Origin of the sequence: Kosakonia sp. MH5 (assembly GCF_009935945.1) — a bacterium.
Taxonomy (GTDB): domain Bacteria; phylum Pseudomonadota; class Gammaproteobacteria; order Enterobacterales; family Enterobacteriaceae; genus Kosakonia; species Kosakonia radicincitans.
Genome location: NZ_QODH01000001.1, coordinates 1,228,224 through 1,254,621 on the forward strand (window position 1 = coordinate 1,228,224; position 26,398 = coordinate 1,254,621).

Consider the following 26,398-nt stretch of genomic DNA (forward strand, 5'->3'; position numbering starts at 1 on the left):
ACCGCCCCTCGTCGCGTGGCGATTCAGGTGGCAGACCAGACAGATGCGCTGGTAGCTGAAAGCGTCAGCACATCATCCAGTAGCGTACCTGTACCTTCCTGAAGCCGCCAGTTTTTCGCCTCTAACAGCGGCGAGCCCTCCAGCACCACCTCGCAGGCTTCGCCGCGGTTGATCGCCACCAGTACGCGCTGTTGCTGCCAGACACGAACAAAAACCAGCACGTTATCCTGGGCGTATATCACCTGGCAGCCGCCGCGCCGCAAAGCCTGGCTACGCGCGCGCAGTTTCGCCATACGCTGGTAGAGCGCCAGCAGTTGCGTATCCTGGCGCTTTTTATCCCACGGGAAGGTCTTACGACAAAAGGGATCGTTCGCCCCGTCGAGTCCCACTTCATCGCCATAATAGATGCAAGGCGTTCCCGGCCAGCTAAACAGCCAGACCACCGCCAGCGGCAGCCGGGCAAAATCTTTGCCGAGCACGGTTTTAAAGCGCGGCGTATCGTGGCTGTTGAGCTGGTTAAACATACGCAACTGCTGCTGGTGCGACAGTCCGGCCCGGTAGTTATCCATCCATGCTGCGCAAGTTTGCGCATCGATCTGCTGGGGATCGTAGGCAATATCTGTATTCGCCAGAAAGGCCCACACCGGCAGCGTAAAACCGCGATAATTCATGGCCGCGTCTTCAGCATCCGCCTGTAGCCACTGGCGCGCATCGCCAAAATGTTCGCCGAAAACATAGGCCTGCGGCAGCGTCTCTTTCGCCGCGCGGGTGATCCCCGAAATATGGTGCAGATTGTTACGCGCCCCGCCGTCTTCGCCCAGCATATGCACCACGTCCAGCCGCCAGCCGTCCATGTTCCACGGCGCTTTCAGCCAGTGGCGCACAATGCTCTCCTCTCCCTGATAAATCTCTTCAACCAGCGTCGGTGACTGATAATCGAGTTTCGGCAGGCTGGCATACCCCAGCCAGTCGCGGGCGCGGCCCTGCTCGTCAAAACTGTACCAGCTACGCCAGCGGGAATCGGGGTTATGACAGGCTCCACCGGTGCCACGGTTGTGGCGATCGAACCACGCGTGGGAATCACCGCTATGGTTAAAAACACCATCAAGGATCAAACGCATATTCAGTTGCTGCGTATTGCGCCGCAGGCGTAACAGGGCTTCGTCACCGCCAAACTGCGGATCGACATGGCGGTAATCTTCAGTGTCATATTTATGTACGCTGGGAGCGACAAAAACCGGGTTGAGATAGAGCGCGGTAACGCCCAGCTTTTTCAGGTAGGGCAACTTTTCGCTGATCCCGTCGAGATCGCCACCATAAAAGGTTGATCCCCCGGCTTGTGCCGTTAACGGATCGTCCCAGTCGCGCAGCACAATGGGGTGACCAGCGGCATGATGATGGTAAACCTTATCCTGCTGCTCACCGCGCGGCTGGCTGCGCGCAAAACGGTCCGGGAAAATCTGGTAAAACACCTGATCGGCCACCCACTGCGGCCCATCATCCGGCGCATCAACCGCGAACTGTTCGAGACGGGCGGGTGGAAAACGGCTAAACCCCTGCGGCGTAAACCACAGTTGCCGGTTCTCCCACAGGAGCTTAAAGCTGTAGCGGCGGCGCGGTTGCCCACTGCTGATGTCCAGCGCAACTTGCCAGGCACTGACGCCGTTCGCCGCGGTTTTCCGCCGTCGGTGCATAGCCAGCGGCGTCTCTTCATTGTCGATTTCGGTGCGCAGCATCACCCGCTCCGGCAAACCGATCCCACTCAGCCAGAGCGTGATAATTAACTGATCTTTATTTTGTTTCACAAACGGCGCGACGGGCAGGTGCCATGCATTTAACATCAAAAATCCCCTGTGCTCAAAATGACGCCACTCTTCCACACCCGCACGTCTGCCGCCTCCTTCTTTCGCTTTTTTTACAGGGCTGAGAGACGGGGCGCAGATGTGATCCGGCAGAGCTACCGCCGGGCAAATGCGTGAGTTTTTGCAGGCCTGCTTCGTGCCGATGCCCGAAGTCTCCGGACAGGCTGCTTTTTATACTGTTAAAAATGATAACCGCCAGGAATAAGTATGAAAAATAAACCCGAAATCCTTGTCATTACTGAAATTCCCCAACCGATGATAACCACCCTCGAACAGCATTTTGTGGTGCATAAATACTGGCAGCAGGATGAGCAAACCCTGCTGCGCGACCATGCGCATGCCATTCGCGGTGCGTTAACCCGTGCAGCCAGGGGGATCAGTACCTCGCTGATTGAGCAGCTTCCGGCGCTGGAGGCGATCAGCGGTTTTGGCGTGGGTGTTGATGCGACCGATCTCGAAACCTGCCGTCGCCGGGGGATCACCGTCAGCAACACGCCAAACGTGCTCAATGAGTGCGTCGCCGACACCGGGCTGGCGCTGATGCTGGCGGTGACGCGCAAAATTTGCGAAGCCGACCGCTTCGCCCGCGCGGGGCAATGGGAGCATGCCGCATTTCCTGGTGCCTGGAAAATGAGCGGGAAACGCTGCGGGATTGTCGGCATGGGCAATATCGGCCACGATGTTGCCCGGCGTGCGGCGGCGTTCAATATGCCGATCCACTATTTCAGCCCCCGGGAAGCCCGTAACAGCCGCTGGCAACGCCATCAGAGCATCGTTGACCTGGCGCGGGCGGTGGATTTTCTGGTACTGACGTTACCCGGAGGGGCGAAAACGCATCATGTCATTAATCGTGAAGTGCTGGAAGCGCTGGGGCCTGAAGGGATTCTGGTGAATATTGCGCGTGGCAGCGTGGTGGATACCGACGCGCTGATCGCGGTGCTGCAGGAAGGAAAGTTACGCGGCGCAGGACTGGATGTGTTTGAGAACGAACCCCATATTCCCCTGCCGCTGCGCGAGCTGCCAAATGTCGTGCTGCTACCGCATATTGCCAGCAATACGGCGGAAACCCGCCAGGCGATGGCGGATCTGACCATCAATAACCTGGTGAGTTATTTCAATGACGGGAAAATGCTGACCCCGGTGGTGTGATTTTTTGCCGGGTTACTGCACTTATCAGGCCCTGCAGGCCTGATAAGGCGTCGCCGCCATCAGGCGGATTTTTTAAACATCCAGCCAATCAGCAACAGCACAATCCACGCCAGACCCACGTACAGCGAAATGCGGGTTTCCGGGTGCCAGCCAATCAGCGCGATGATAAACACAAGGAACAGCAGTCCCACGACGGTAGTTGTCACACCGCCAGGCACTTTGAATTTCAGCGCCTTCACTTCATCGGCAGAAAGGCGGCGGCGGAAACCGATTTGCGACAGCAAAATCATGATCCACACCCATACCGTGGCAAAGGTCGCCAGCGACGCAATCACCAGGAAAACATTCTCCGGCATGATGTAGTTCAACCAGACCGCCAGCAGCAGCGCAACGGTCATCACCATGACCGTCACCCACGGGATGCCGCGACGAGAGGTTTTGGCAAACATCTTCGGTGCACTGCCCTGCTCCGCCATGCCGTGCAGCATGCGCCCCACGCCAAAAACATCGCTATTGATCGCCGAAAGCGAAGCGGTCAGTACCACAAAGTTAAGAATGCTGGCGGCAAAGGTAATGCCCATATGCTGGAAGGTCAGGACAAACGGGCTGCCGTCAGTACCGACCTGGTTCCACGGGTAGATGGACATGATGACGAACAGCGTCCCGACATAAAACACCAGAATGCGCATCGGTACGGAGTTAATGGCGCGCGGGATCGATTTTTCCGGATCTTTCGCTTCACCGGCGGTGATGCCGATGATTTCGATACCGCCGTAGGCGAACATCACCATTTGCAGCGCCATCACCGTGCCCAGCCAGCCATTACTGAAGAAACCGCCGTGGCTCCACAAATTGCTGATCCCGGTCGGCTGCCCGCCGTTACCGATGCCCCAGATGATGATGCCAAAACCGGCGAGAATCATGATGATAATGGTGGCGACTTTAAAGAACGAGAACCAGAACTCCAGTTCGCCGAAGACTTTTACGCTCATCAGGTTAATGGCGCAGATGATCATCACCACGCTCAGCACCCAGATCCAGTGCGGCACCGTCGGGAACCAGACGCCCATATAGATGCCGAAAGCCGTCACATCGGCAATCGCCACGATCAGGATTTCAAAACAGTAGGTCCAGCCAGTGATATAGCCCGCAAGCGGGCCGAGGTTTTCCTGTGCGTAACGAGAGAACGAGCTGGCGGAAGGGTTATGTACCGACATTTCACCCAGCGCACGCATAATGATATACGCGGCGACGCCACCAATAATGTAGGCCAGCAACACGCTCGGCCCGGCCATTTTGATGGCATCGGCAGAGCCGTAAAACAGCCCGGTGCCGATTGCCGATCCCAGCGCCATAAAGCGGATGTGGCGGGTGCTTAACCCACGCTTCAGCTTATTCGTACTTTCCATCGTTTCCACTGCCATTATTCAACACAAAAATAAAAAACCACGGGGCGCCAAACCCCGTGGTTAAACAAACCGTATCCGCAACTGTTAATGCGCGCTGGAAGTCACCTGACGCCCGGCGGTGCGATCCCAGACTGCCGCCAGAACCACCATCACCAGGCTCGGCATCAGCCAGGCCAGCCCCTGTTCCGCCAGCGGCAAACGCTGCGTCCAGGCCGGTAAATACTCAGCAAAGGCGGATGCTTTCACGCCGTCAAGGATACCAAAAAGCAGGCTGATAAACATGGCTGGCGCAATTACGCGGGTGGAGTTGTTCCACCACGAACGGCTGAAGCTCAGCACCACCAGCACGATGCACGGCGGGTAGATCATCGTCAGCACGGGGATGGAGATCTGAATCAGATGACTCAGCCCCAGGTTGGAAACCGCCATTGAGAAGATGCCAAGAATAAACACCAGCGAACGGTAAGAGAGCGGCAGATATTGCGCGAAAAACTCGGCGCAGGCGCAGGTCAGGCCAACCGCCGTCACCAGGCAAGCGATGAAGATCAACGCCGCCAGCAGGAAGCTGCCCGCGCCACCAAAGGTGTGCTGAACATAAGCATGCAGAATCGCTGCGCCGTTAGCGGATTGATCCACCAGCGTCGCGCTGTCTGAACCCAGGCGGAACAGCGCCAGATAGAGCAGCGTTAGCCCCACGCCCGCCATCAGCCCGGCCCAGACGGTGTAGCGGGTCAGCAGACGCGCTTCGGTCACACCGCGCGAACGGGCGGCATTCACGATCACGATACCGAACACCATTGCACCCAGCGTATCCATCGTCAGATAGCCATTAACAAAACCGTTAGAGAACGGTGCAGTCTGATAAGCTTCCAGCGCATGGCTGATAGGACCAGCCGGCCAGACGATCGCGGCAATCGAAAGAATGGTCAGCGCGATAATTTTCAGCGGAGCAAGGAAGTTGCCCACAGTATCCAGCAGCTTGCCCGGATAGAGCGACACCAGGATCACCAGCGCAAAATAAACGATGCTGTAGACCAGCAGCGGCATTGCGCCATCGCCAGTCAGCGGCGCAATCCCCACCTCAAACGAGACGGTCGCCGTACGCGGCGTGGCGAACAACGGCCCTACCGCCAGATAACAAACGGTTGCCAGCAGCACGCCAGCGACTTTACCGATCGGCGTGCTCAGGCTATCCACACCGCCACCCACTTTGGCCAGCGCAACAACTGTCAGCACCGGCAGGCCTACGGCGGTAATCAGAAAACCAAACGCCGCCATCCAGACGTGTTCACCCGCCTGCAAGCCGACCATTGGCGGGAAAATGATGTTCCCTGCGCCAACGAACAAGGCGAAGGTCATAAAGCCCAGAGCAACAATGTCTCGTGGTTTTAAGTGATAGGTCATAAGTTTACTGCCTGTGGATGTGGTGTCGTAAATAATGGTGAATTTTTCGCCTTCCCTGCCGAACAATAACGCGTATAAACCGTGAAAAATCAGCTGGAAATGCTTAATACGTAACGTGGCGGAGTATAGTTTTTCGATTTACCACGTAAACATAGTCGGTCTGACAATGTCAGGGGCGCAATTTAAACGCTTATAACGTTTAAAGGCAAGATGGGATCGCAAAACCAGATGGATATGCTGGATCAAGATAAACATCCAGTCCAATACTCTATTTATAAGAAAAACACATGGCTGATCATGCGAACAAAAAAGCATCATGCGTACAAAATAGGTTTTATCGCGGGGAATCAGCAGGAAATGCGGCCTGTTTTTACAGGCCGCTGGAAAGATAAGCTGACAGGAGCGTCAGGCAGCAGGAGTTTTGGCAACCAGACGTTCCGGCAGAATAAAGCTAAAACGCGTCCCTTTGCCGGGCGTACTCGCAATATCAAGGCGGCTTTCGTGATGGTTGAGAGCATGTTTAACAATCGCCAGCCCAAGCCCGCTCCCGCCGGTTTGCCGGGAACGGGCCTTATCGACGCGGTAAAAACGCTCGGTCAGACGCGGAATATGTTCGGCGGCAATGCCCGGACCATTATCCTCAACGCTGAATTCCGCCCCTTGCGGCACATGCTGCCAGCGCACAATAATGTGCGTTCCGGCGGGCGTATGATTCACCGCGTTATACACCAGGTTGGAGATGGCGCTGCGCAATTGCTCCTCATTACCGAGCACTTTTAAGGCGTTATCGACCTCAAACTCCAGGTTGTGCTTTTTTTGGCTGAGCGTCTGCGCTTCCCGTTCAACCAGGCGCAGCATCATCGGCACATCGATGGTTTCATTTGGCGGCAGCGTCGGCGCCGCTTCAATCTTCGACAGCGTCAGCAGCTGGCGCACCAGCCCTTCCATCCGCGATGTTTGCTCACGCATGGTATGCAGCGCTTTTTCGCGCGGCGCGCCTTCCAGCGCCTGCTCCTGCATCATCTCCAGGTAACCTTGCAGCACCGTCAACGGCGTGCGCAATTCATGGCTGACGTTAGCGAAAAAGTTACGCCGCGCGCCTTCCAGTTGGTGCATCTGCGTAACATCGCGCGCCACCAGCAGCAGTTGCTGCTCGCTGTAAGGCATCACGCGGATCTCCAGATGGCGCCCGCTGTTCAGCACCAGATTCAGTGGCCGGGTAAATTCTTGTTTTTTAAGATACTGCGTGAATTCAGGGTAGCGCAGCAGGTTCAGGATGTTCTGCCCGTTATCATCCGGCCAGCGCAGCCCCAGCAGCTGTTGTGCCAGGCCGTTACACCAGAAAATAGACCCTTCTTCGGTGGTGAGGATCACCGCATCCGGCAGAGATTCCGCACCGCTGCGAAAGCGTTTGATGAGATTACCCAGCTCGCGCCGCCGCTTTTTATTACGCATCTGCATCTGGTGCAGCCCGTATAACAGCGGCTCCCAGCTTCCCGTGCCGGGCGGTGGAGTCATACTTTTATCGACCCACAACCACCAGGAGAGGCGCAGTAAATTCCAGAAATGCCAGATCAGCAGCCCGGTTACCGCGGCAAATAAAAACCAGGGCAGGTAACCGAAAATCGCGCCGAGTATAAAAGCAGGTAGACAACAAAGGAGGAGCTCCAGCACCAGCCTTTTCCATGACAGCCGTTCCAGCACGCGTCACACTCCTGTCAAATTTCAGAAACGGGTCGAAAAACGATATCCCGTGCCGCGCACTGTTTGCACCATACGATCGTGACCGCTGTGTTCCAGCGCTTTGCGCAGGCGACGAATATGGACATCAACCGTTCTGTCTTCGACGTAAACATTGGTTCCCCAGACATGGTTCAGCAGTTGTTCACGACTGTACACGCGTTCCGGGTGGGTCATAAAGAAGTGTAAGAGTTTAAACTCCGTCGGCCCCATATCCAGCGGATTTTCGCCGGTCATCACGCGATGCGAAGAGGGATCGAGGCTAAGTCCCTGCATTTCAATCACTTCTTCCACCGCCATCGGCGAAATACGGCGCATAACCGCTTTAATACGGGCAACCAGCTCTTTCGGTGAGAAGGGCTTGGTAATGTAATCGTCCGCACCGGTTTCCAGGCCGCGTACACGATCTTCCTCTTCGCCACGCGCCGTCAGCATCATCACCGGAATATCGCGGGTCATGGCCTCGCGTTTCAGGTGCTTAATAAACTGAATACCGGAACCGCCAGGCAACATCCAGTCCAGTAAAACCAGGTCTGGCCAGGGTTCGTTAAGTTGGTTCACCGCACTGTCATAATCTTCAGCTTCTACCGGTTGAAAACCATTTTGCTCGAGCACAAAGCACACCATTTCACGGATCGGTGCTTCATCTTCAACGACCAGAATTCGTCTCGCCATAATTCGCCCTGTTTTCTCGTATAAGTCGTCAGTTTGTATAGCGGCGCCATTATGCGTCAGTTTTATGACAGATTTATGAATAACATGACCACCAGATGACCCTGCCCGCAGCATTATGACAGCGCGAATATTCACGCAGTTAATGTCTCTAACACCCTGAATGTTATAATCGCGTTTATCCATTTTCGCCACGGAATCGCTATGCGCATTATTCACACTTCAGACTGGCATTTGGGTCAGAACTTTTACAGCAAAAGCCGCGCTGCAGAACATGACGCCTTTCTCGACTGGCTGCTGAATGCCGCAGAGCTGCACCAGGTGGACGCCATTATTGTTGCAGGTGATATCTTTGATACCGGTTCTCCGCCCAGTTATGCCCGCGAGTTATATAACCGCTTTGTGGTGAAACTCCAGCAAACCGGCTGCCAGTTAGTGGTGCTGGCGGGCAACCATGATTCCGTGGCAACGCTGAACGAATCAAAAGAGATCCTCGCTTACCTGAAAACCACCGTGGTCGCCAGTGCCGGCGCCGCACCATTCTGGCTCAATCGCCGTGATGGCACGCCCGGCGCCGTTTTCTGTCCGGTACCGTTTTTACGCCCGCGTGACATGGTCATCAGCCAGGCCGGATTATCAGGGCAGGAAAAACAGCAACATCTGCTGGCGGCCATTACCGATTACTACCAGAAGCAGTATGACGCCGCCTGCATTCTGCGCGGCGAGCAGGCGCTGCCGATTATCGCCAGCGGCCATTTGACCACCGTCGGTGCCAGCAAAAGTGACGCCGTACGTGACATCTATATCGGCACCCTGGATGCCTTCCCGGCGGAGAATTTCCCGCCAGCCGACTATATTGCGCTTGGACATATTCACCGCGCGCAGAAAATTGGCGGCCTGCAGCATATTCGCTACTGCGGTTCACCGATCCCACTGAGTTTTGATGAAACCGGAAAGCGTAAAAGCGTCAATCTGGTCACGTTCAGCGATGGCAAGCTGGCGGAAGTTACCGCGCTCGACATTCCGGCCACGCAGCCGCTGGCCGTAATCAAGGGTGATTTCGCCGAGATTTGCCGCCAGCTTGAGCAGTGGCGCGATGCGTCCACCGACACGCCAGTCTGGCTGGATATTGAAATTGAAAGCCGCGAATATCTGGCTGATATGCAACGTAAAATTCAGCAAGTTACCGAAGATTTGCCCGTCGAAGTGCTGCTGGTGCGCCGCAGCCGCGAACAGCGGGAGCGGATCCTCGCCGGAGAGCTGCGGGAAACGCTCAGTGAATTGAAAGTTGAAGAGGTCTTCGCCCGCCGCCTGGCGCAGGAAGAGATCGACGAGATGCAAACGGCGCGCCTGCAAGCCTTGTTCAGTGAAGCGCGCCAGGCGCTGGATGCGGAGAAAGAGGCATGAAGATCCTCAGTTTGCGGTTAAAAAACCTAAACTCGCTGAAAGGCGAATGGAAAATCGACTTTACCGAAGAGCCGTTCGCCAGCAACGGTTTGTTCGCCATTACCGGCGCGACGGGCGCAGGGAAAACCACCCTGCTCGATGCTATTTGTCTGGCGCTGTACCACGAAACACCTCGCCTTAGCACCCTGTCACAATCGCAAAACGATCTGATGACCCGCGATACTGCCGAGTGCCTGGCGGAAGTGGAATTTGAAGTAAAAGGCATTGCTTACCGCGCTTTCTGGAGCCAGAGCCGCGCGCGCGGTCAGGCAGATGGCAATCTGCAAGCACCGCGCGTCGAGCTCGCGACCTGCGCCGACGGCAAAATCCTCGCCGATAAAGTCAAAGATAAACTCGATCTCACCGCCTCATTAACCGGGCTGGACTACGGCCGCTTTACCCGCTCAATGCTGCTGTCGCAGGGGCAATTTGCCGCGTTTCTCAATGCCAAACCGCGCGAGCGCGCCGAGCTGCTGGAAGAGCTGACCGGCACGGAAATCTATGGCCAGATTTCGGCCATGGTGTTTGAGAAACATAAAGCGGCCAAAACCCGGCTGGAACAGCTACAGGCGCAGGCGGAAGGCGTGGTGCTGCTCAACGATGAACAGCGCCAGCAACTGAGTACAGGTTTGCAGGCGCTTACTGACGAAGAAAAAACGCTGCTGGCCGGGCAACAAACCACGCAGGCACAGGCGCAATGGCTAAACCGAGAAGCCGAACTTCGTGCCGCGCTCGGACGGGCGCAAGCCGCGCAGGTGCAGGCGCAGCAGGCGCTGGCTGCCGCACAGCCACAGCTGGCGCGGCTTGCCCTGGCGCAACCGGCTTTGCAGTTACGTCCGCTGTGGGAACGTCTTGAAGAGCAACATAAAGCGCTGGCCCGTACCCGCAGCCAAAGTGAAGAAGTAAATACTCGCTTACATGCCAGCCTGTTGCAGCGCGCGCGTATCCGCGCAACCGCCGTCGAGAAGCATGCCGTTCTGCTGGGCAGTCAAAAAACGGTTGCCGGCTGGCTGGCCGAACATGCCCGCTTCCAGCGCTGGCACAGCGAACTGACCGGCTGGCGCGTGCTGTTTAACCAGTTGGAAGAGGAGAAAAAGCAGTGGCAAAGCCTGCAACAGCGCGTTCTGACCCATCAGCAGAAACTGCAAACGCTGCCGGAAGCCACGCTGGAACTGACGGCGGAAGAGACGGCTGCGGCGATGGCGCAGTGCGCACAGCATCGCCCGCTACGCCAACAGCTTGCCGCCCTGCACGCCCGCTTCGCTCCGCTGCGCAAGCAACTGAGCCTGCGTCAGCAAAGCCTGCGGGATCTGCAAGCCGAGCAGGAAAAGCTCAACGCCGAGCGGGAACAAAAACGCGCGTTGTATAAAGAAAAAAACCAGTTGCTGACAGAAGTCACCACCATCTGCGAGCTGGAAAACACCATCAAAAGTCTGGAGAGCGAGCGCGCGCGCCTGCAGGCGGGTCAGCCCTGTCCGCTGTGTGGCGCCACGGAACATCCGGCGGTTGCGCACTACCAGACGATCGAGCCAGGCGTGAACCAGTCTCGCCGTCAGTTGCTGTTTGACGAAGTGCAGAAGGTAAAAGAAGAAGGCGTGGCGCTGGGCGAGCGGCTGAAAGGCATAGCTGAACGTTATGAAAAAGACGAGCGCGAAGTCCGCTCGCTTCAACAGGATGAACAAACGGGATTGCAGGAGTGGGTTACGCTGTGCGAGCAGTTGAATGTCTCGCTGGATCCGCACCGTGAATTGACCAGTTGGCAAAGCGCGCAGGATGCGTATGAACACCAGCTCTATCTGCACAACCAGCGCCAGACATTACTTTTTCAAATCAACGAACTGCAACAGCAGAGCGAACAATACCAGCAGGCAGTCACCACCCGTCGCGACACGCTGGCTGCGGCGCTGCAACAACTGGATCTGACTCTGCCACCGGAAGGCGAAGAAGCCGCATGGCTGGCGGCGCGCGCGCAGGAAGCGGAGCAATGGCAACAGCAGCAGCAACAGCAGATCGCGCTGCAAGAGCAAATCACCCAGCTTACGCCCATCCTCGATACGCTGCCCACCGACGAAACGCCCGCCGAAGTGCAAAACGTGGCGCTGGAAGGCTGGCGCCAGGTGCATGACGACTGCGTGTCGCTGCGAAGCCAATGGCAAACCCTGCATCAGCAACTGGCGCAGGAGAGCGAAACGGCTGAAGCGCTGGAGAAACAGTTCCTTGCGGCGCTGGAAAACAGCGTCTTTGCCGATAAACACGCGTTTCTCAGCGCACTGCTTTCCGATGACGAACACCAGCGGCTGGAGCAGTTGCGTCAGAAGCTCGACGCCGATTGCCAGCAGAAACAGGCGCTGGCAGCCAGCGCCGAACAAGCCGTTGCCGCCCATCGGGCGCAGCCGCCTGCCGGGCTGGAGGAAAATGCCACAGCCGACAGCATCGCGCAGGCGCTGGAACAGGTTTCGCGTCAACTGCGTGAAAACACCACCCGCCAGGGGGAACTTCGCCAGCAGTTAAAACAGGATGCCGATAACCGTACGCGCCAGCAGGCAGTGTTGCAGGAGATCGGGCGGGCCAGCGCGCTGTATGACGACTGGGGTCATCTCAATGCGCTTATCGGCTCGAAAGAGGGAGATAAATTCCGCAAATTCGCGCAGGGTCTGACGCTGGATAATCTTGTCTGGCTGGCGAACAACCAGCTCACGCGTCTGCATGGTCGTTACCTGCTGAAACGCAAAGCCAGCGAGGCGCTGGAACTGGAAGTGGTGGATACCTGGCAGGCGGATGCGGTGCGCGATACGCGTACGCTCTCCGGCGGTGAAAGCTTCCTTGTCAGCCTTGCGCTGGCGCTGGCGCTGTCGGATTTGGTCAGCCATAAAACCCGCATCGATTCGCTGTTCCTTGATGAAGGCTTTGGCACACTGGATAGCGAAACGCTGGATACCGCGCTCGACGCCCTCGATGCGCTGAATGCCAGTGGCAAAACCATCGGCGTGATCAGCCACGTAGAAGCGATGAAAGAGCGGATCCCGGTGCAGATCAAGGTGAAGAAAATCAACGGGCTGGGTTACAGCAAGCTCGACGGAAAATATGCGGTTTCGTAGATATTACGCCGTTGCGCAGGCCAGATAGCGCTGACGCTTATCCGGCCTGCGAAGCCACTATTCCGTCTGCGGTTTTACTCGCCCTGCGGCCACAGCCAGGCCGCGCCGCGCACGCCGCTGGAATCGCCGTGCAGCGCTTTACGGATCGGCGTTTCGCATTCGCCGCCAAACACCCAGTTGCGCACCAGTACAGGAACGGTCTGGTACAGCCTGTCGACATTGCTCATGCCGCCGCCGAGGACAATCACATCCGGATCGAGAATATTGACTACGTGCGCCAGCGACTTCGCCAGCCGCAACTCGTAGCGGCTGAGCGCCAGTTCAGCCACCGCATCCTGCTCGCCGACCAGACGCATAATCTCATTACCTTTTAGCGCATTACCGCTTAAGCGCTGGTAATCCGTGGCAAAGCCGGTGCCGGAGATAAAGGTTTCGATACAGCCTTGCTTGCCGCAGTAACAGGGCACTTCGGCGCGATATCGCAGCTCGTCATCATCCATCCACGGCAGCGGATTATGCCCCCACTCGCCCGCCGTGCCGTTGCCACCGGTGTGCACATGCCCGTTGATCGCCACGCCGGAACCGCAACCGGTGCCAATGATCACCGCGAACACCGTTTGCGCCCCGGCCGCTGCGCCATCCACCGCTTCGGACACCGCCAGGCAGTTGGCATCGTTCGCCAGCCGCACTTCCCGCTGCAGCCGCTGGCTTAAATCTTTGTCGAACGGTTTACCGTTCAGCCAGGTGGAGTTGGCGTTTTTCACCACCCCGGTATAGGGCGAAATGGAACCGGGGATCCCCATGCCGACGGTTCCCCGCTGGCCGGTCTCTTTTTCCGCCAGATCCACCAGCTTCGCAATCAACTCTATGGTTTGCAGATAGTCGCGCGGCGTGGCCTGCCGATGGCGGAAAAGCTCTTCGCCGCCATCGCCCAGCGCAATAATCTCTGTTTTTGTACCACCTAAATCGATACCGATACGCACATCAAACTCCTCATGGTGGACCACGCATTAGCAATGCAAGGCGGACAACAATTCGCTATCATGCCCGCTGCATTTAACGACAAGGCCGTGGAAAAAAATCATGCTGTGGTTCAAAAATTTAATGGTATACCGTCTCAGCCGCGATGTGGCGCTGCGAGCGGAAGAGATGGAAAAACAGCTTGCCCCACTATCGTTTACTCCATGCGGTAGTCAGGATATGGCGAAAACCGGATGGGTTCCACCGATGGGTTCACACAGCGACGCGCTGACCCATACCGCCAATGGTCAGATTATTATCTGCGCCCGTAAAGAAGAAAAAATTCTGCCGACGCCGGTGGTTAAACAGGCGCTGGAAGCGAAAATCTCCCGTCTTGAAGCCGAACAAGGCCGCAAGCTGAAGAAAACGGAAAAAGATTCGCTGAAGGATGAAGTACTGCATTCGCTGCTGCCGCGCGCGTTTAGTCGTTTCAGCCAGACCATGATGTGGATCGACACCGTTAACGGTTTAATTATGGTTGACTGCGCCAGCGCCAAAAAAGCGGAAGATACGCTGGCGCTGCTGCGTAAAAGCCTCGGTTCGCTGCCGGTTGTGCCACTGGCGCTGGAAAACCCGATTGAACTGACGCTGACCGAGTGGGTACGTTCCGGCAACGTGGCGCAGGGCTTCCAGCTGCTGGATGAAGCAGAACTGAAAGCGATGCTGGAAGATGGCGGCGTGATCCGCGCGAAAAAGCAGGATCTGGTGAGCGATGAAATCGCGGTACACATTGAAGCCGGGAAAGTGGTAACCAAACTGGCGCTCGACTGGCAGCAGCGCATCCAGTTCATGATTTGCGACGACGGTTCAGTAAAACGCCTGAAGTTTTGCGACGAGATCCGCGATCAGAACGAAGATATCGACCGTGAAGATTACGCCCAGCGCTTTGATGCCGATTTTATTCTGATGACCGGCGAGCTGGCAGCGTTGATTCAAAATCTGGTGGAAGGTTTGGGCGGCGAAGCTCAGCGCTGAGTGTTCAGCAAAAGAGAAACGCCCGGGTTTTCCGGGCGTTTTGCATTACAGGTAGCGGCAGAGATAGGAGCTCGGCTCGGCGACCTGCAAATGGAATTCACTCTGGCCAGGCACATTGAATACTTCACCCGCCGTGTAAGTTTTCCACTCGGTTTCCCCTGGCAGCAAAACATTCAGCGCCCCGCTGACCACCGTCATCTCTTCCGGCTGCGCGGTACCAAATGTGTATTCCCCTTCCGCCATTACACCCACGCTGGCACGGCCAGTGCTGCTGCTGGTAAAACCAATGGATTTCACTTTACCGGAAAAGTATTCGTTACTTTGAAGCATGACTGGCCCTTATAAAGAAAATGTATGAAAAGCCACTATAGGGGCCGGGATTCACTTCTGTCACGCAAAATTGCACAGCGCTGCGACTAGACAAGCAGTTCAGATGCGAGGCGCGCCACCAGTACGTTAGACAATAATACCGGGACATCCAGCGCCTTCTGGAGCAAATCACGGTGCTGCTGATGGAAGCCAAGACAATCCAGCATCAACACATCCGCACCGCGCTCCAGCAACGCTCGCCCGGCATCAATAAATTCTCTTTCTGTCGCGAGGAAAGGATGCGCCAGTTCGTAATAAGGCTCTTTTTCCAGAACCGTCCACTTTTTCTTCTGCTGCGCCATCAGTTCCGGTACCGGAACAATTACCCCCACCTGATGCCCGTCGACAATTGACGCCACCAGCGGCGGAATAATGCGCTGCGGTTCGACTAAAATCGCATTGCGCGTTACAAATCCCCGGATATCGGCGGTGCTCATTAGCAGAATGACATCGTAGCCCTGGTTATCCAGCACTTCGATAACGCTCTGCAAATCACGCTCCACCCTGGCACGGGAGACCATGCCGAGGCTGTCATCGCGCAACTGCGTCGGAATCGCGAACTCGCCAGCTTCTGCGCCGTACTCCTCACGCACCTCTTGTGGGTCCATCTTCCCCAGCAGGCTGATATGCGTGATCTGCTGCTCTGAAATATGCTCCGTCAGGAGCGGTAAAATTGCTTGCACCGGCACTACACCAATGGTCAGGATCGCCAAAGTTGCACTCATTTCTACTTCCCGCCTTTCAATACTACTCGTTCTTATTTGCTCTCTTTACACGGCAGTACAGCTTATGCCGTGTAAAGAGAACATCACACTCCCGCGTTCAAATAAATTCCAGCAACCATGCAATAGTAACCGTTGAGCGAGGTTAAGCCAGTCAAAAAATGTGATGTAAGTCCGTTTCTGTAATGTTCAGGCGTTCAGTCAGAATAATCGTCGCCCGACTTAGCTTTTGTCAGGATCTTCATAACGCCTTTTGGCGTCGAGCGCTTCCTGCTCGGTGGGATGTTCGCTGATCAAGGAATCCGGTTTCGGATGATCGGCGCGTAGTTGATACCAGGTAACGGTCTGGTTTCCCGTGCCTTTTTCAATCGCAACAATGCGGGCTTCACGCGGATAAGGCGGTTTTGTCGGCATAGCTCTTCCTCATTTTCCGGTCGAGCTATAAGTATAGACAAACGTTTCGCTAACTGGCGCGCGCCAGCTGTAATGCCGCCTCAATATCAGACACCACCTGGTCGGGCGACTGCGCCGCATTCACCATGTGGTGCGCCGCTTCGCGATAGAGTGCATCGCGCAGCGCCAGCACTTCGCTAACCTCTTCGCTAATCGGCTTGCCGGTCAGCGTCGGTCGCTGTCCCTCTTCCGGAAAGGCTTCCAGCCTGTCCGCCAGCACCGCGACAGGCGCGCAAAGGTAAACGACGATGCCTTTTTCGCGCATAAAGTGCCGATTATATTCACTTAAAATAATACCGCCGCCAGTGGCAATCACCCGCGCGGGCGCGGTGACGGCTTTCAGCGCGTCGGTTTCCCGGGCGCGGAACGCCTCCCACCCGTCACGGGCAACAATATCCGCGATGGTCTGTTGAGACGTTTCCTGTAACCAGAAATCGGTATCGATAAATTGACATCCCTGCGCCAGCGCCAGCGCCTGGCCCACAGTGGTTTTACCGCAACCGCGTGCGCCGACTAAAAAAATGGGTAGCGTCATGAGCAGGTGTTCCCTCCAGGTCCCACGCGAGGAGGGACGGAAAATAAGACAGCGATGATATCATCAAGCTAGTACAATACTAATCGTAAAAATAACGTTACACATTAAGGTCACTCAGGGCGCGGACTACAAATAAAACCTGATTTGACCCAGGTTCGACCTGTAAAGATTCCGTGGCGACAGTGTAGCGGCAACCTTACTGAATCTACTTAAGCCTGGCAAGCCCGCGAAACGGCAAACAGTAGCATATCCTGCCTGCCGGTGCCGAATTTACTCCGGCTGACGGCGTTTAACCTCCAGCAGCCATTTATCAAGCTGGGCGGCAAACTGCTGCCGATCCCGCTGCGACAGGCTATCCGGGCCACCGGTCTGAATCCCGCTGGCGCGCAGCGTATCCATAAAGTCGCGCATCGTCAGTTTTTCGCGGATTGTCGCTTCAGTATAGCGTTCGCCACGCGGGTTCAACGCTGCCGCACCTTTGGCCAGCACTTCCGCCGCCAGCGGAATATCAGCGGTAATCACCAGATCACCAGCCTCGCACAGCCGCACAATTTCGTTATCGGCCACGTCAAACCCCGCCGGAACGCGCAGCGAGCGGATGATACGCGACGGCGGCACGCGGATATTCTGGTTCGCCACCAGCGTCAGCGGCGTCTGCGTGCGCTCGGCGGCGCGGAATAAAATTTCTTTAATCACATTCGGACAAGCGTCCGCATCAACCCAAATCGCCATTCTCGCTCCTCAGTTGGTGGCGCATTGTCGCTTTAATTTTCCCCAGGGGAAAGCAGAGATCTTTTAGCTTTAGCCCTGATTGCCATTCCACGTTAAGCTATACGCCACACACAATGACAAGCAAAAGAGACAAACGTGATGGAGAAGAAAATCGGTTTTATCGGCTGCGGCAATATGGGCAAGGCGATTCTCGGCGGGCTGATTGCCAGTGGGCAGGTGCTGCCAGGACAGATTTGGGTCTATACCCCGTCGCCAGATAAAGTGGCCGCTCTGCACGATCAGTTTGGTATTAACGCCGCGCAAAGTGCACAGGAAGTGGCGCAGATTGCCGATATCGTCTTCGGCGCGGTGAAACCGAACATCATGGTGAAAGTGTTGGGCGAAATCGCCTCCAGCCTGAATAAAGAGACGCTGGTGGTGTCGATTGCCGCAGGCGTGACGCTCGATCAGCTGGCGCGCGCGCTTGGTCACGATCGCAAAATTGTACGTGCGATGCCCAATACCCCGTCGCTGGTTAATGCGGGCATGACCTCTATTACCCCTAACGCGCTGGTCACGCCGGAAGATACGGCAGACGTGCTGAATATTTTCCGCTGCTTTGGCGAAGCGGAAGTGATTGCCGAAGCGATGATCCATCCGGTTGTCGGCGTGAGCGGTTCTGCGCCCGCCTATGTCTTTATGTTTATCGAAGCAATGGCCGATGCCGCCGTGCTGGGCGGTATGCCGCGTGCGCAGGCCTATAAATTTGCCGCGCAGGCGGTGATGGGTTCCGCGAAGATGGTGCTGGAAACCGGAAAGCACCCCGGCGAGTTAAAAGATATGGTCTGCTCGCCTGGCGGTACCACCATTGAAGCGGTCAAAGTGCTGGAAGAGCGCGGTTTCCGCGCTGCGGTGATTGAGGCGATGGAAGCCTGCATGAACAAGTCAGAAAAACTGAGCAAATAACCGCTGCCCTCTCCCTGGCAGGAGAGGGCGCAGTCTTGTCAGGCCAGCAGTTCGCTGGCCGTTTTCATGCTGAGGGGCTTTTGCATCTTCAACAGCAATCCCGCAGTGGCGCTGTTCTCACCGCAGCTCAGCACCGCTTTCAGCATGCCCTCTTCGCCGTACAACACGGCAAAACGTTTGTCGTCAAACGAGCCGAGCATTTTCATGCTATCCCACTCGCGGGTGTAACCCAGGTATTCGAAGCGGTTACCGTATTGCATGGTCCAGAAAAACGGTACCCGATCAAACGGACGGTGTTCACCAAGCATATTGAGGGCGGCCACCCTTCCCTGCTGTTGCGCCACGCGCCAGTGCTCAATACGTCGACGCCCTTCCGGCGCCGGGTAGCTGGCAATATCGCCGACGGCCCAGACATCCGGCGCTGCGCTGAGGGTTTCATCCACGGTCAGGCTGCCGTCCTGTTCATGATGCAGATCGTGCGCCAGCCCGGTAGCAGGCTGTACGCCCGTGGCGAAAACCACCACATGCGCGGGCAACGTGCGGCCATTTTTCAGCGTCACGCCTTGTACGTGGCCGTTGCCTTCCAGCGCCACCGGCTCGCCGGTGACAAATTTCACGCCGTTTTGTTGATGCAGATTTAAAAAGCGCTGGCCGATCTCTTCGCCAAATTGCGGCACAAACGGCAGAGCATGACGCGACACTACCGTGACATCGATATCCTGATTGCGCAGCGCGGCTGCCAGCTCCATCGCAATAAAGCTGTTGCCGATCACCACCAGTTGCTGCTCCTGTTCGACTTCATTGAGCAGTATCTGCGCCTGGTGGATATCGCGCAGCACATGAACGCCCGCCAGATGGTTGCCAGGGATCTCCGGCCATACTGGCTGCCCGCCGGTGGCCAGCAGCAATTTGTCGAAAGCAACGTGACGGCCATTCGCCAGCGTCAGTTGATGCCCTTCGCAATCAAGGTCGGTCACCTCTTCGCGCAGGCTTTCCACGCCGGGCTGGTTGTAAAAGGCATCGTCGAGAATATGCGGGACTTCGCTGATCTTCATCTTCCCGGCGGGGACAAATTTACTGAGCGCCGTGCGGTCATAAGGCGCGCTGTCCTCTTTATCAATCAGGATCAGATGACCATTAAAGCCGGCATCACGCAGGGTGATTGCCGCCGCGCTGCCTGCCGCGCCGGTACCAAGGATCACCGCCGTTTGCGGACGATCACCACGGATCAGCGTATGGCTGGCAGGCGAGAGCGCGCGCGGGCTGACCAGTACGCGGTTCCCTTCAAGGGTGACCGGATATTGTTTGAGGCTTTTCAGCGCCAGCGGCTCGCGCCACTCGCCATTGGTGATATCAAAATTGGCTTTATGCCAGGGGCAAACCAGTTTGCCATCGCACACCGCGCCCTGCTCCAGCGGCGCGCCAGCATGCGGACATTTACTTTGAAAGGCGCGTACCTGTGCAAGTGTACGGATAAGGATCATTGACGTCCCGGCGACATCAACTTTCACCGGCTGGTTTTCCGGCAGGGAATTCAAATCAGTAACGTATTGATAATTCATATTTTTTCTCCCGGATCAGTGTTGCAAAAACGGGCGTAACGCCGGACAGCGCACAACCACCAAGAGAGACCAAAGCGAAACATTGCTCACTGTTTAAGCCTGGCAGAGATTGAGGAACGGGCAATAAGAACGCGGGAGGAAGGGTAAAAGGGTGAGCGAAGTGGAACGCCCACCCGGCTAAATTACTGCGTTTTTTTCAGGCAGCCGCTCATGAATTTGCTGCGATCTTCGCCTTTCAGCGATTGCTGCGTCGCCTGCGCATTACATTCGCGCATCCGCTGCTGTTGCGGCGTCAGGCTTTTTTGCCCCGGCTCCGTTTTGGTGTTTTTCAGGCAGTTGCTCATAAACGTCTTACGGGCATCACCTGTCAGGGTTTGGGTCTTGGCTTGTTGATTACAAAGCGTCATACGTTGTTGTTGCGGGGTCAGTGTTTTTTCCGCCGCGCTGAGCGCGCCGACAAACAACAGACCAAAGATGAGGGTAACCAGAACTGTTATTTTCATCGCTCCATCCTTCTGTCAAAGTGACCCTTTAAGGATGGTCTTAATTACTGAAAAAACCACCCGGCAGCAAAGATTTACCGCCGGGCAGCCGTTACTTCAGGTTCAGTGCCGATTTCATGGTGTAGAACAGATCGGTCTGATCGGTTAACCCCACGACATTACCAGCATGCGGGCCATAAGCCGCAATGCGGACTTGCGTACCGGTGTGCTCCATCGACTCCTCTTCCGAGTTGCCGTAGGTTATCGCCATCACTGCGCCATCTTTGGTATTCAGCGCCTGGCTCAGCCCCGGCGCTTTGGTATCCGCCGGAATAATCTGGCTGGCGTGCGCATGATCGGCAGTCACAATCACCAGCGTATTGCCGTCTTTTTTCGCAAATTCCAGCGCCTTCTGTACCGCTTCATCCAGATCGACAGTTTCACCAATCTGACCGCACGGATTCGCCGCGTGATCCTGTTTATCGATAGACGCGCCTTCCACCTGCAGGAAGAAGCCCTTCTCGTTTTTGCTCAGCAGATCAATGGCCTTTTCGGTCATTGCCGCCAGCGTCGGTACGCTGTCGGTACGTTTGGCATTCGGCGTACAGGTCACGGCGGGTTTGTCGAGATTGCCGTGCAGCGACGCTTTCGGCCCTTCCCAGCGAACCGGCATATTGCCATCGGCGAAGAGGCCGAGCAGCGGTTTATCCTGGTTCGCTTCGCTAATGGCCGCCAGCGCAGAGGCATCGCTCACCATCTGGTAACCACGGGCCTGAGCCTGCTCGCGCAGCGTTTTCCCTTGCCATTTGCCCGCCGTCGCGGTTTCGCTGAAGGTTTTCGCGCCGCCGCCCAGCGTCACATCCGCGCGGGTATTCAGCAATTGCTCGGTGATCGAGCCTTTACCGCCCTTTTCCAGCGCGTTGAGGCCGCATTTTTCGCTGGTCACCGTCGGGCCGTAGCAGCGACGGGAGATCACATGCGAAACCAGCGCCGCCGGGGTGGCATCCTGCAATTCAGCGGTAGAGACGTTGCCGGTCGCCAGCCCCGCCGCTTTCGCCATCTCGAGGATGGTCATATGATCTTTTTCATGAATATCGACGCCGAGCGCGCCGTTGTAGGTTTTGACGCCGGTGCTCCAGGCAGTGGCCGAGGCGGCTGAATCCGTCACGTAGTCCGGTTTACCGGTTTTTTTGTCCAGCGCGTAGTGCGTGTACTGGCCGGTTAACGGTAATGCGTCGATCCCTTTGAAATACCCACCAGCGCCTTCGGCATAATTTCGTGCGGCGGTTATTTCTGAATCGCCCATGCCATCACCAATTAACAAAATAATATTTTTGGCGGGCTTATCGATGAGCGAATCACGTAGTGCAGCGGTTTGATCGGCAGTCAGACGACGCGCGCCGCCAGGCGTGGAAATATCGCCCTGAGCAGCACGATGTTCGAGAACGGAGGTATCCGTTGTTTCTGCATAAATAACAGAGGTAAAAAACACGGGTAATAATGCGAGGTATAATGCGCTCTGTTTCACTTTAATATTCTCCATGTACAAATACTTAAAGAAAATAAAACAGAGCGACTATAGGCAGCGCGTATGACAGCCAGATGACAGCGGCGGAGGGCCAGAAATTTAGCTACGCGGATGCCTTAAAAGCTTCTTTAGGTACTGTTGCAGCAACTCCGTGTCCTGATCGGTAACGTGCGTTCCCGGTCTGACTTCGTCCAGCGCGCCTTCAATACTTTGAATCAGCGCCTGTTGCTCAGAGGCGGCCATTTGACGCAGCAGCGCAGTCACCACAATCTCCAGTGCTTCTACCTGGGCGACCAGCTCTTTCGACTCCTCTTCTTTTTCTGCAAGCTTAACCAACAACTCAGCAATGAGATTTTTCATAGCGCGATTTCCTTATGTGAGGTGGAAAGACGTTAGCACTCCATTCTGATGTTGCAAAGAAAATACATCTCTTATTTTTGTGCATTTTTTCACACTCCTTAAACACACAAAAATAAAAGGGATAACGAAACGTTTCTCTGGATATTTAAGCCAAACCAATTAATTTGTTAGTGGAGCTAAAAAAGAAAACGAAACGGCTGAAGCGTTATTTTATATAAGTAATAATTATAGTAAGGCCGAAAAACAATTTTCGGCCCGTTTGCAGAATTAGCGTTTCACCCGGCGAAATGCCAGCGCCAGTTGCCAGAAATTAATCAGTACCACCACGGCGGTAGCGATAAATACCCAACGGAAACCCGCCATTGCCGATACCGATGCGCCCATTAACGGCCCGGCGACATTTCCCAGATACATAAACGACTGGTTATAACCAAAGATACGTCCGGTCACCTGATCGCTGGAGTATTTTAGCAACAGCGTCTGCACCGCCGGCAGCATGGCGCCATCGGCAAAGCCGAGCATAAAGCGCAGAATACCAAGCTGTAGCGGCGAGGTGACAAACGACATAGCGAAGAACAGCACCACCGCGCAAGCCAGCGTGCCCATCAAAATACGTGAAGTGCCTATCCGGTCGCCCAGTTTGCCAAGGCGCGGTGCAGAAAGCAGCGCTGAAACACCGGGTACAGCAGCGATCAATCCGCTGAGAAAAGCAATATTGGTGGTATGTGGCGACAGCGACTGAATAAACAGAGCGAGGATCGGGCCGATAGAACCGTTACACAACTGAATCACCATCGTGGTGATAAACAGGCTGATGACCAGCGCCGGATAAGGCAAGGTGGAGAACACCGCTTTACCGCTCAGCCGCTCACCCTTTTTCACCGTCGGGCGCACGCCCTCTTTAATCAGAAACAGCGTGACCAGAAAGCTCACAATTAACAACAGCGCGGTGATGATAAACACGATGCGCAACCCTAAATGGTCAGCCAGAAAACCGCCCATCAGCGGCCCGCCAATCACGCCGCTGATCTGTGCGGTTGAGAGCGTACTCAACGCCCAGCCGCTGCGCTCGCGCGGAACTTGCGATGCCACCAGCGCCATCGCATTCGGAATATAACCGGAAGTCAGCCCCATGATGCCGCGCAGGATCAGCAACTGCCAGACGTTAGTAGCAAATGCCTGCAACAGAATGGCGATCGCCATGCCCAACGAGGCGCGCAACAACATCAGCTTGCGCCCTTTGCGATCCGCAAGGCTCCCCCACATCGGCGACACAATAGCAGAGACGAGAAAGGTCACGCTGAACGTCAGCCCCGACCACATCGACAGCGCTTCGTGCGAGGTCACGCCCAACTGCGCAACGTATAACGGCAAAAATGGCAAAATTTGACTGATGGCGAGGCCGGTAAAAAAACAGCCGAACCACACCGAGATAAGATTGACCTTCCAGGATTCCATAAGTACGGGTATTTGTTGAAGTTTTGACAAACAGCGCACAGGTTAACAAGAATGCGCCACGGATGAGTCACCAGAGATGCGGTTACGGCGAATTCGGTGTTTTATCTGTCCCTCATCGCTCACCGCCACAGCGTGCGCATAAAAACCCTGCTCTTACAGTGGATTATGCTTAGCGACAGAGCCCGAAACCGCGCATCCCAAGATGAAAATGGTTGGCATGAGCGGCATTGTATTCGGGTCCCAGACTATTGCCATAATAGCTGCAACTGGCGCTCAGCACCGCCCGTAACCACGGCGCTGTTTCAGGCTGCCGCCAGCCATTGAGCACCGTCACCCGCTGGCCATCCGCCAGGCGAAAGGCGCTCAGATCCAGCGCTTCAGCGCTGGCATGCTCGCTACGCCGCGCATCAGCACGATTATAGATGTTGCGGCACGCGTAGCTGCCCAGATGGTCGATCTGGCGCAGCGGCTGGCCGGTAAAATGTTCAGTCAGTGGCCGCGCCTGCTGTTCGATAAACAACGTGGAACTGAGTGCCAGCGGGCAGCTAGCCAGAAAACTGCTGCTCAGTTTCACCACGCCGAAATCACGCACCCGTACCACATCGGTTAACGGGCAGTCGCCGCCGCTGTTCGCTACCGCAACAGAGGTCACAAGCCGCTGCTGATTGGCCTGCGCCAGCAGCGCGGCACAGGCAGACGGCGACAGGCGGCGTAACTTAAACTGAGTAATGCGTCCCGGCGGATCGCTCAACTGTAGCGGCGCAAAGGGATTGTAATAAGACGGTAAATAGCGATAACCCACCAGCATCAGCGCCAGCAGAGTACATACAACGATCAGGCTCTTTACGCGCACGTCTCCCCCCTCAGTTTTCCTCAAAACATTATGGCAGAAGGCCGCGAATCGTGCGTTTCGTCGTGCTATGGTATGTGTTTTGTGAATAAGTGTGGGTGAACGTAGAAATGGCAAAACTGCGGGTAGGGGTCGTCTTCGGCGGCAAATCAGCGGAACACGAGGTGTCGTTACAGTCAGCAAAAAATATTGTCGATGCCATGGATAAGTCGCGCTTTGAGGTTGTGCTGCTGGGGATTGATAAACAGGGTCAATGGCATATCAGCGATGCGAATAATTACCTGCTTAACGCCAGCGATCCGGCGCGTATTGCGCTGAATCCGTCGCAAAACAGCGTGGCGCTGGTGCCGGGCAACACCGCGCAGCAGCTTATTCAGGCGCAAAACAGCGCGCCGCTACCGGATGTTGATGTGATTTTCCCTATCGTCCACGGTACGTTGGGCGAAGATGGCACCTTGCAGGGCATGCTGCGCCTGGCAAACCTGCCGTTTGTCGGCTCCGACGTGCTCGCTTCGGCGGCCTGCATGGATAAAGATGTCACCAAGCGTTTGCTGCGTGATGCCGGATTAGCTGTCGCGCCATTTATCACCCTGACGCGCTCCAATCGTCAGCAGATCGCCTTTAGCGACGTCGAAGCGCAGCTCGGCCTGCCGCTGTTTGTCAAACCGGCCAACCAGGGCTCGTCCGTTGGCGTCAGCAAAGTGACCAGCGAAGCGCAGTATCATGAAGCGGTGCGCCTGGCGTTTGAGTTCGACAAAAAAGTGATCGTTGAGAAAGGCATCAAAGGCCGCGAGATCGAATGTGCGGTGCTCGGCAATGACGATCCGCAAGCCAGCACCTGCGGCGAAATCGTGCTGCACAGCGAGTTCTACGCTTACGACACCAAATACATTGATGAAAACGGCGCACAAGTGGTAGTACCTGCGGATATCGCGCCAGAGATCAACGATAAGATCCGTCAGATTGCGGTACAGGCGTACCAGACGCTTGGCTGTGAAGGGATGGCGCGCGTCGATGTGTTCCTGACGCCGGACAACGAAGTCGTTATCAATGAGATCAACACGCTGCCGGGATTTACCAACATCAGCATGTATCCAAAACTGTGGCAGGCGAGCGGCATCAGCTATCCTGATCTGATCACCCGCCTGATTGAGCTGGCTATTGCGCGCCATCAGGTAAACAGCACGCTGAAAATTTCCGTCAACGGTTAAGCATCACTTTGGCTTATCCGCCGCCTCCTCCTCTTCCGGGCGGCGGCGGATAATTAACCCGGCCAGCCAAAAGCCAATCACCCAGGTCACCAGCCCGACGGCATAGGTTTGCCAGCCTTTGGCCTCAAACCCCAGCAGGCCCACGACCCCATTCAGAATAAAAATCAACCCAATCGCAAACGCGTAATAGTGCCAGTCACGGCGTATTTTCGCAGGCAGCTTCATGACAACTCCGGCAGTCAAAAAGGCATCATCGCATAGCCTGTCTTTCAGGTCTGTGTGATGTATGGAAAATCTGAAATGTTACTTGAGTAATGAAAACGTTACAAAAATGTGAGCACCAACAAAAATCACTTAACCGGAATCCTTCCCGGAGGGAAATTATCACCATTCTGATGTTGACAACAGGGCGCAAC

Annotated in this window: 24 protein-coding genes; 6 read left to right on the forward strand and 18 right to left on the reverse strand. The window is 55.9% G+C overall.

Annotated elements, in window-relative coordinates; translation table 11 throughout:
• Nucleotides 1-23: 23 nt before the first annotated feature.
• Nucleotides 24-1,841, reverse strand: a complete 1,818-nt coding sequence (gene malZ / locus DK872_RS05815) for a maltodextrin glucosidase (protein WP_161518115.1) — start codon at nt 1,839-1,841, stop codon at nt 24-26.
• Between the two features lie 228 nt (nt 1,842-2,069).
• Between malZ and DK872_RS05820 the strand changes: the two genes are divergently transcribed.
• Nucleotides 2,070-3,011, forward strand: a complete 942-nt coding sequence (locus tag DK872_RS05820) for a 2-hydroxyacid dehydrogenase (RefSeq protein WP_007373476.1) — start codon at nt 2,070-2,072, stop codon at nt 3,009-3,011.
• A gap of 59 nt (nt 3,012-3,070) precedes the next feature.
• Here DK872_RS05820 and proY read toward each other — a convergent pair whose 3' ends face one another.
• The 4 genes from proY to phoB all read right to left on the reverse strand — a co-directional run bounded on the left by proY (nt 3,071) and on the right by phoB (nt 8,239).
• Nucleotides 3,071-4,420 (reverse strand): proline-specific permease ProY, encoded by a 1,350-nt coding sequence (proY, locus tag DK872_RS05825; RefSeq protein ID WP_007373475.1) that lies wholly within the window; start codon nt 4,418-4,420, stop codon nt 3,071-3,073.
• Nucleotides 4,421-4,504: 84 nt separating this feature from the next.
• The gene (brnQ, locus tag DK872_RS05830; RefSeq protein WP_007373474.1) at nt 4,505-5,824 is read right to left on the reverse strand and encodes a branched-chain amino acid transporter carrier protein BrnQ; all 1,320 of its coding nucleotides are present in this window, start codon (nt 5,822-5,824) and stop codon (nt 4,505-4,507) included.
• 405 nt (nt 5,825-6,229) lie between these two features.
• The gene (gene phoR / locus DK872_RS05835; RefSeq protein ID WP_035887241.1) at nt 6,230-7,528 is read right to left on the reverse strand and encodes a phosphate regulon sensor histidine kinase PhoR; all 1,299 of its coding nucleotides are present in this window, start codon (nt 7,526-7,528) and stop codon (nt 6,230-6,232) included.
• A gap of 21 nt (nt 7,529-7,549) precedes the next feature.
• A complete protein-coding gene (gene phoB, locus DK872_RS05840; protein WP_007373472.1) occupies nt 7,550-8,239 on the reverse strand; it encodes a phosphate response regulator transcription factor PhoB in 690 nt (229 codons plus the stop codon).
• Between the two features lie 201 nt (nt 8,240-8,440).
• Here phoB and sbcD point away from each other — a divergent pair, with 201 nt between their 5' ends.
• Nucleotides 8,441-9,643 (forward strand): exonuclease subunit SbcD, encoded by a 1,203-nt coding sequence (gene sbcD, locus DK872_RS05845; RefSeq protein ID WP_107146417.1) that lies wholly within the window; start codon nt 8,441-8,443, stop codon nt 9,641-9,643.
• Nucleotides 9,640-12,780 carry an exonuclease subunit SbcC gene (gene sbcC / locus DK872_RS05850; RefSeq protein WP_161518116.1) on the forward strand — a complete coding sequence of 1,047 codons (3,141 nt, stop codon included), beginning with the start codon at nt 9,640-9,642 and terminating at the stop codon, nt 12,778-12,780. The genes sbcD and sbcC overlap by 4 nt, the downstream gene beginning before the upstream one ends.
• Nucleotides 12,781-12,854: 74 nt before the next feature.
• Here the strand turns inward: sbcC and mak are convergent, their stop codons facing one another.
• Nucleotides 12,855-13,763 (reverse strand): fructokinase, encoded by a 909-nt coding sequence (mak, locus tag DK872_RS05855; RefSeq protein ID WP_035887236.1) that lies wholly within the window; start codon nt 13,761-13,763, stop codon nt 12,855-12,857.
• Nucleotides 13,764-13,863: 100 nt separating this feature from the next.
• Here mak and rdgC point away from each other — a divergent pair, with 100 nt between their 5' ends.
• On the forward strand, nt 13,864-14,775 hold the full coding sequence (gene rdgC / locus DK872_RS05860) for a recombination-associated protein RdgC (RefSeq protein ID WP_007373468.1): 912 nt from the start codon (nt 13,864-13,866) through the stop codon (nt 14,773-14,775).
• Between the two features lie 45 nt (nt 14,776-14,820).
• Here rdgC and ppnP read toward each other — a convergent pair whose 3' ends face one another.
• The 5 genes from ppnP to DK872_RS05885 form a co-directional block, all read right to left on the reverse strand.
• Entirely contained in the window at nt 14,821-15,105 is a 285-nt protein-coding gene (gene ppnP / locus DK872_RS05865; RefSeq protein WP_007373467.1) for a pyrimidine/purine nucleoside phosphorylase, read from the reverse strand.
• A gap of 86 nt (nt 15,106-15,191) precedes the next feature.
• Nucleotides 15,192-15,869, reverse strand: a complete 678-nt coding sequence (locus tag DK872_RS05870) for an AroM family protein (protein ID WP_007373466.1) — start codon at nt 15,867-15,869, stop codon at nt 15,192-15,194.
• A 219-nt stretch (nt 15,870-16,088) separates the two neighbouring features.
• Nucleotides 16,089-16,280, reverse strand: coding sequence for a protein YaiA (gene yaiA / locus DK872_RS05875; RefSeq protein ID WP_007373465.1), 192 nt, complete (start codon nt 16,278-16,280; stop codon nt 16,089-16,091).
• Nucleotides 16,281-16,329: 49 nt separating this feature from the next.
• The gene (gene aroL, locus DK872_RS05880; protein ID WP_007373464.1) at nt 16,330-16,854 is read right to left on the reverse strand and encodes a shikimate kinase AroL; all 525 of its coding nucleotides are present in this window, start codon (nt 16,852-16,854) and stop codon (nt 16,330-16,332) included.
• A gap of 270 nt (nt 16,855-17,124) precedes the next feature.
• The gene (locus DK872_RS05885) at nt 17,125-17,586 is read right to left on the reverse strand and encodes a YaiI/YqxD family protein (RefSeq protein ID WP_007373463.1); all 462 of its coding nucleotides are present in this window, start codon (nt 17,584-17,586) and stop codon (nt 17,125-17,127) included.
• Between the two features lie 138 nt (nt 17,587-17,724).
• Between DK872_RS05885 and proC the strand changes: the two genes are divergently transcribed.
• Nucleotides 17,725-18,531: a pyrroline-5-carboxylate reductase gene (proC, locus tag DK872_RS05890; protein WP_007373462.1), complete on the forward strand. Its 807-nt coding sequence runs from the start codon at nt 17,725-17,727 to the stop codon at nt 18,529-18,531.
• A 38-nt stretch (nt 18,532-18,569) separates the two neighbouring features.
• On the opposite strand, the gene DK872_RS05895 is transcribed toward proC, so the two are convergent.
• From DK872_RS05895 to DK872_RS05920, 6 genes are all read right to left on the reverse strand, one after another.
• Entirely contained in the window at nt 18,570-20,093 is a 1,524-nt protein-coding gene (locus DK872_RS05895; RefSeq protein ID WP_007373461.1) for an FAD-dependent oxidoreductase, read from the reverse strand.
• A 182-nt stretch (nt 20,094-20,275) separates the two neighbouring features.
• On the reverse strand, nt 20,276-20,596 hold the full coding sequence (gene psiF / locus DK872_RS05900; protein WP_007373460.1) for a phosphate starvation-inducible protein PsiF: 321 nt from the start codon (nt 20,594-20,596) through the stop codon (nt 20,276-20,278).
• 91 nt (nt 20,597-20,687) lie between these two features.
• Complete coding sequence (phoA, locus tag DK872_RS05905; protein ID WP_370520859.1) at nt 20,688-22,103, reverse strand: alkaline phosphatase; 1,416 nt, start codon at nt 22,101-22,103, stop codon at nt 20,688-20,690.
• Nucleotides 22,104-22,202: 99 nt separating this feature from the next.
• On the reverse strand, nt 22,203-22,463 hold the full coding sequence (iraP, locus tag DK872_RS05910; RefSeq protein ID WP_007373458.1) for an anti-adapter protein IraP: 261 nt from the start codon (nt 22,461-22,463) through the stop codon (nt 22,203-22,205).
• Nucleotides 22,464-22,730: 267 nt separating this feature from the next.
• Nucleotides 22,731-23,921, reverse strand: a complete 1,191-nt coding sequence (locus tag DK872_RS05915; protein WP_007373457.1) for a multidrug efflux MFS transporter — start codon at nt 23,919-23,921, stop codon at nt 22,731-22,733.
• 169 nt (nt 23,922-24,090) lie between these two features.
• A complete protein-coding gene (locus tag DK872_RS05920) occupies nt 24,091-24,729 on the reverse strand; it encodes an extensin family protein (RefSeq protein ID WP_202625970.1) in 639 nt (212 codons plus the stop codon).
• 152 nt (nt 24,730-24,881) lie between these two features.
• Here DK872_RS05920 and ddlA point away from each other — a divergent pair, with 152 nt between their 5' ends.
• Nucleotides 24,882-25,982 carry a D-alanine--D-alanine ligase gene (gene ddlA / locus DK872_RS05925; protein ID WP_071920304.1) on the forward strand — a complete coding sequence of 367 codons (1,101 nt, stop codon included), beginning with the start codon at nt 24,882-24,884 and terminating at the stop codon, nt 25,980-25,982.
• 3 nt (nt 25,983-25,985) lie between these two features.
• Here the strand turns inward: ddlA and DK872_RS05930 are convergent, their stop codons facing one another.
• Complete coding sequence (locus DK872_RS05930) at nt 25,986-26,207, reverse strand: DUF2754 domain-containing protein (protein ID WP_007373454.1); 222 nt, start codon at nt 26,205-26,207, stop codon at nt 25,986-25,988.
• Between the last annotated feature and the right edge of the window lie 191 nt (nt 26,208-26,398).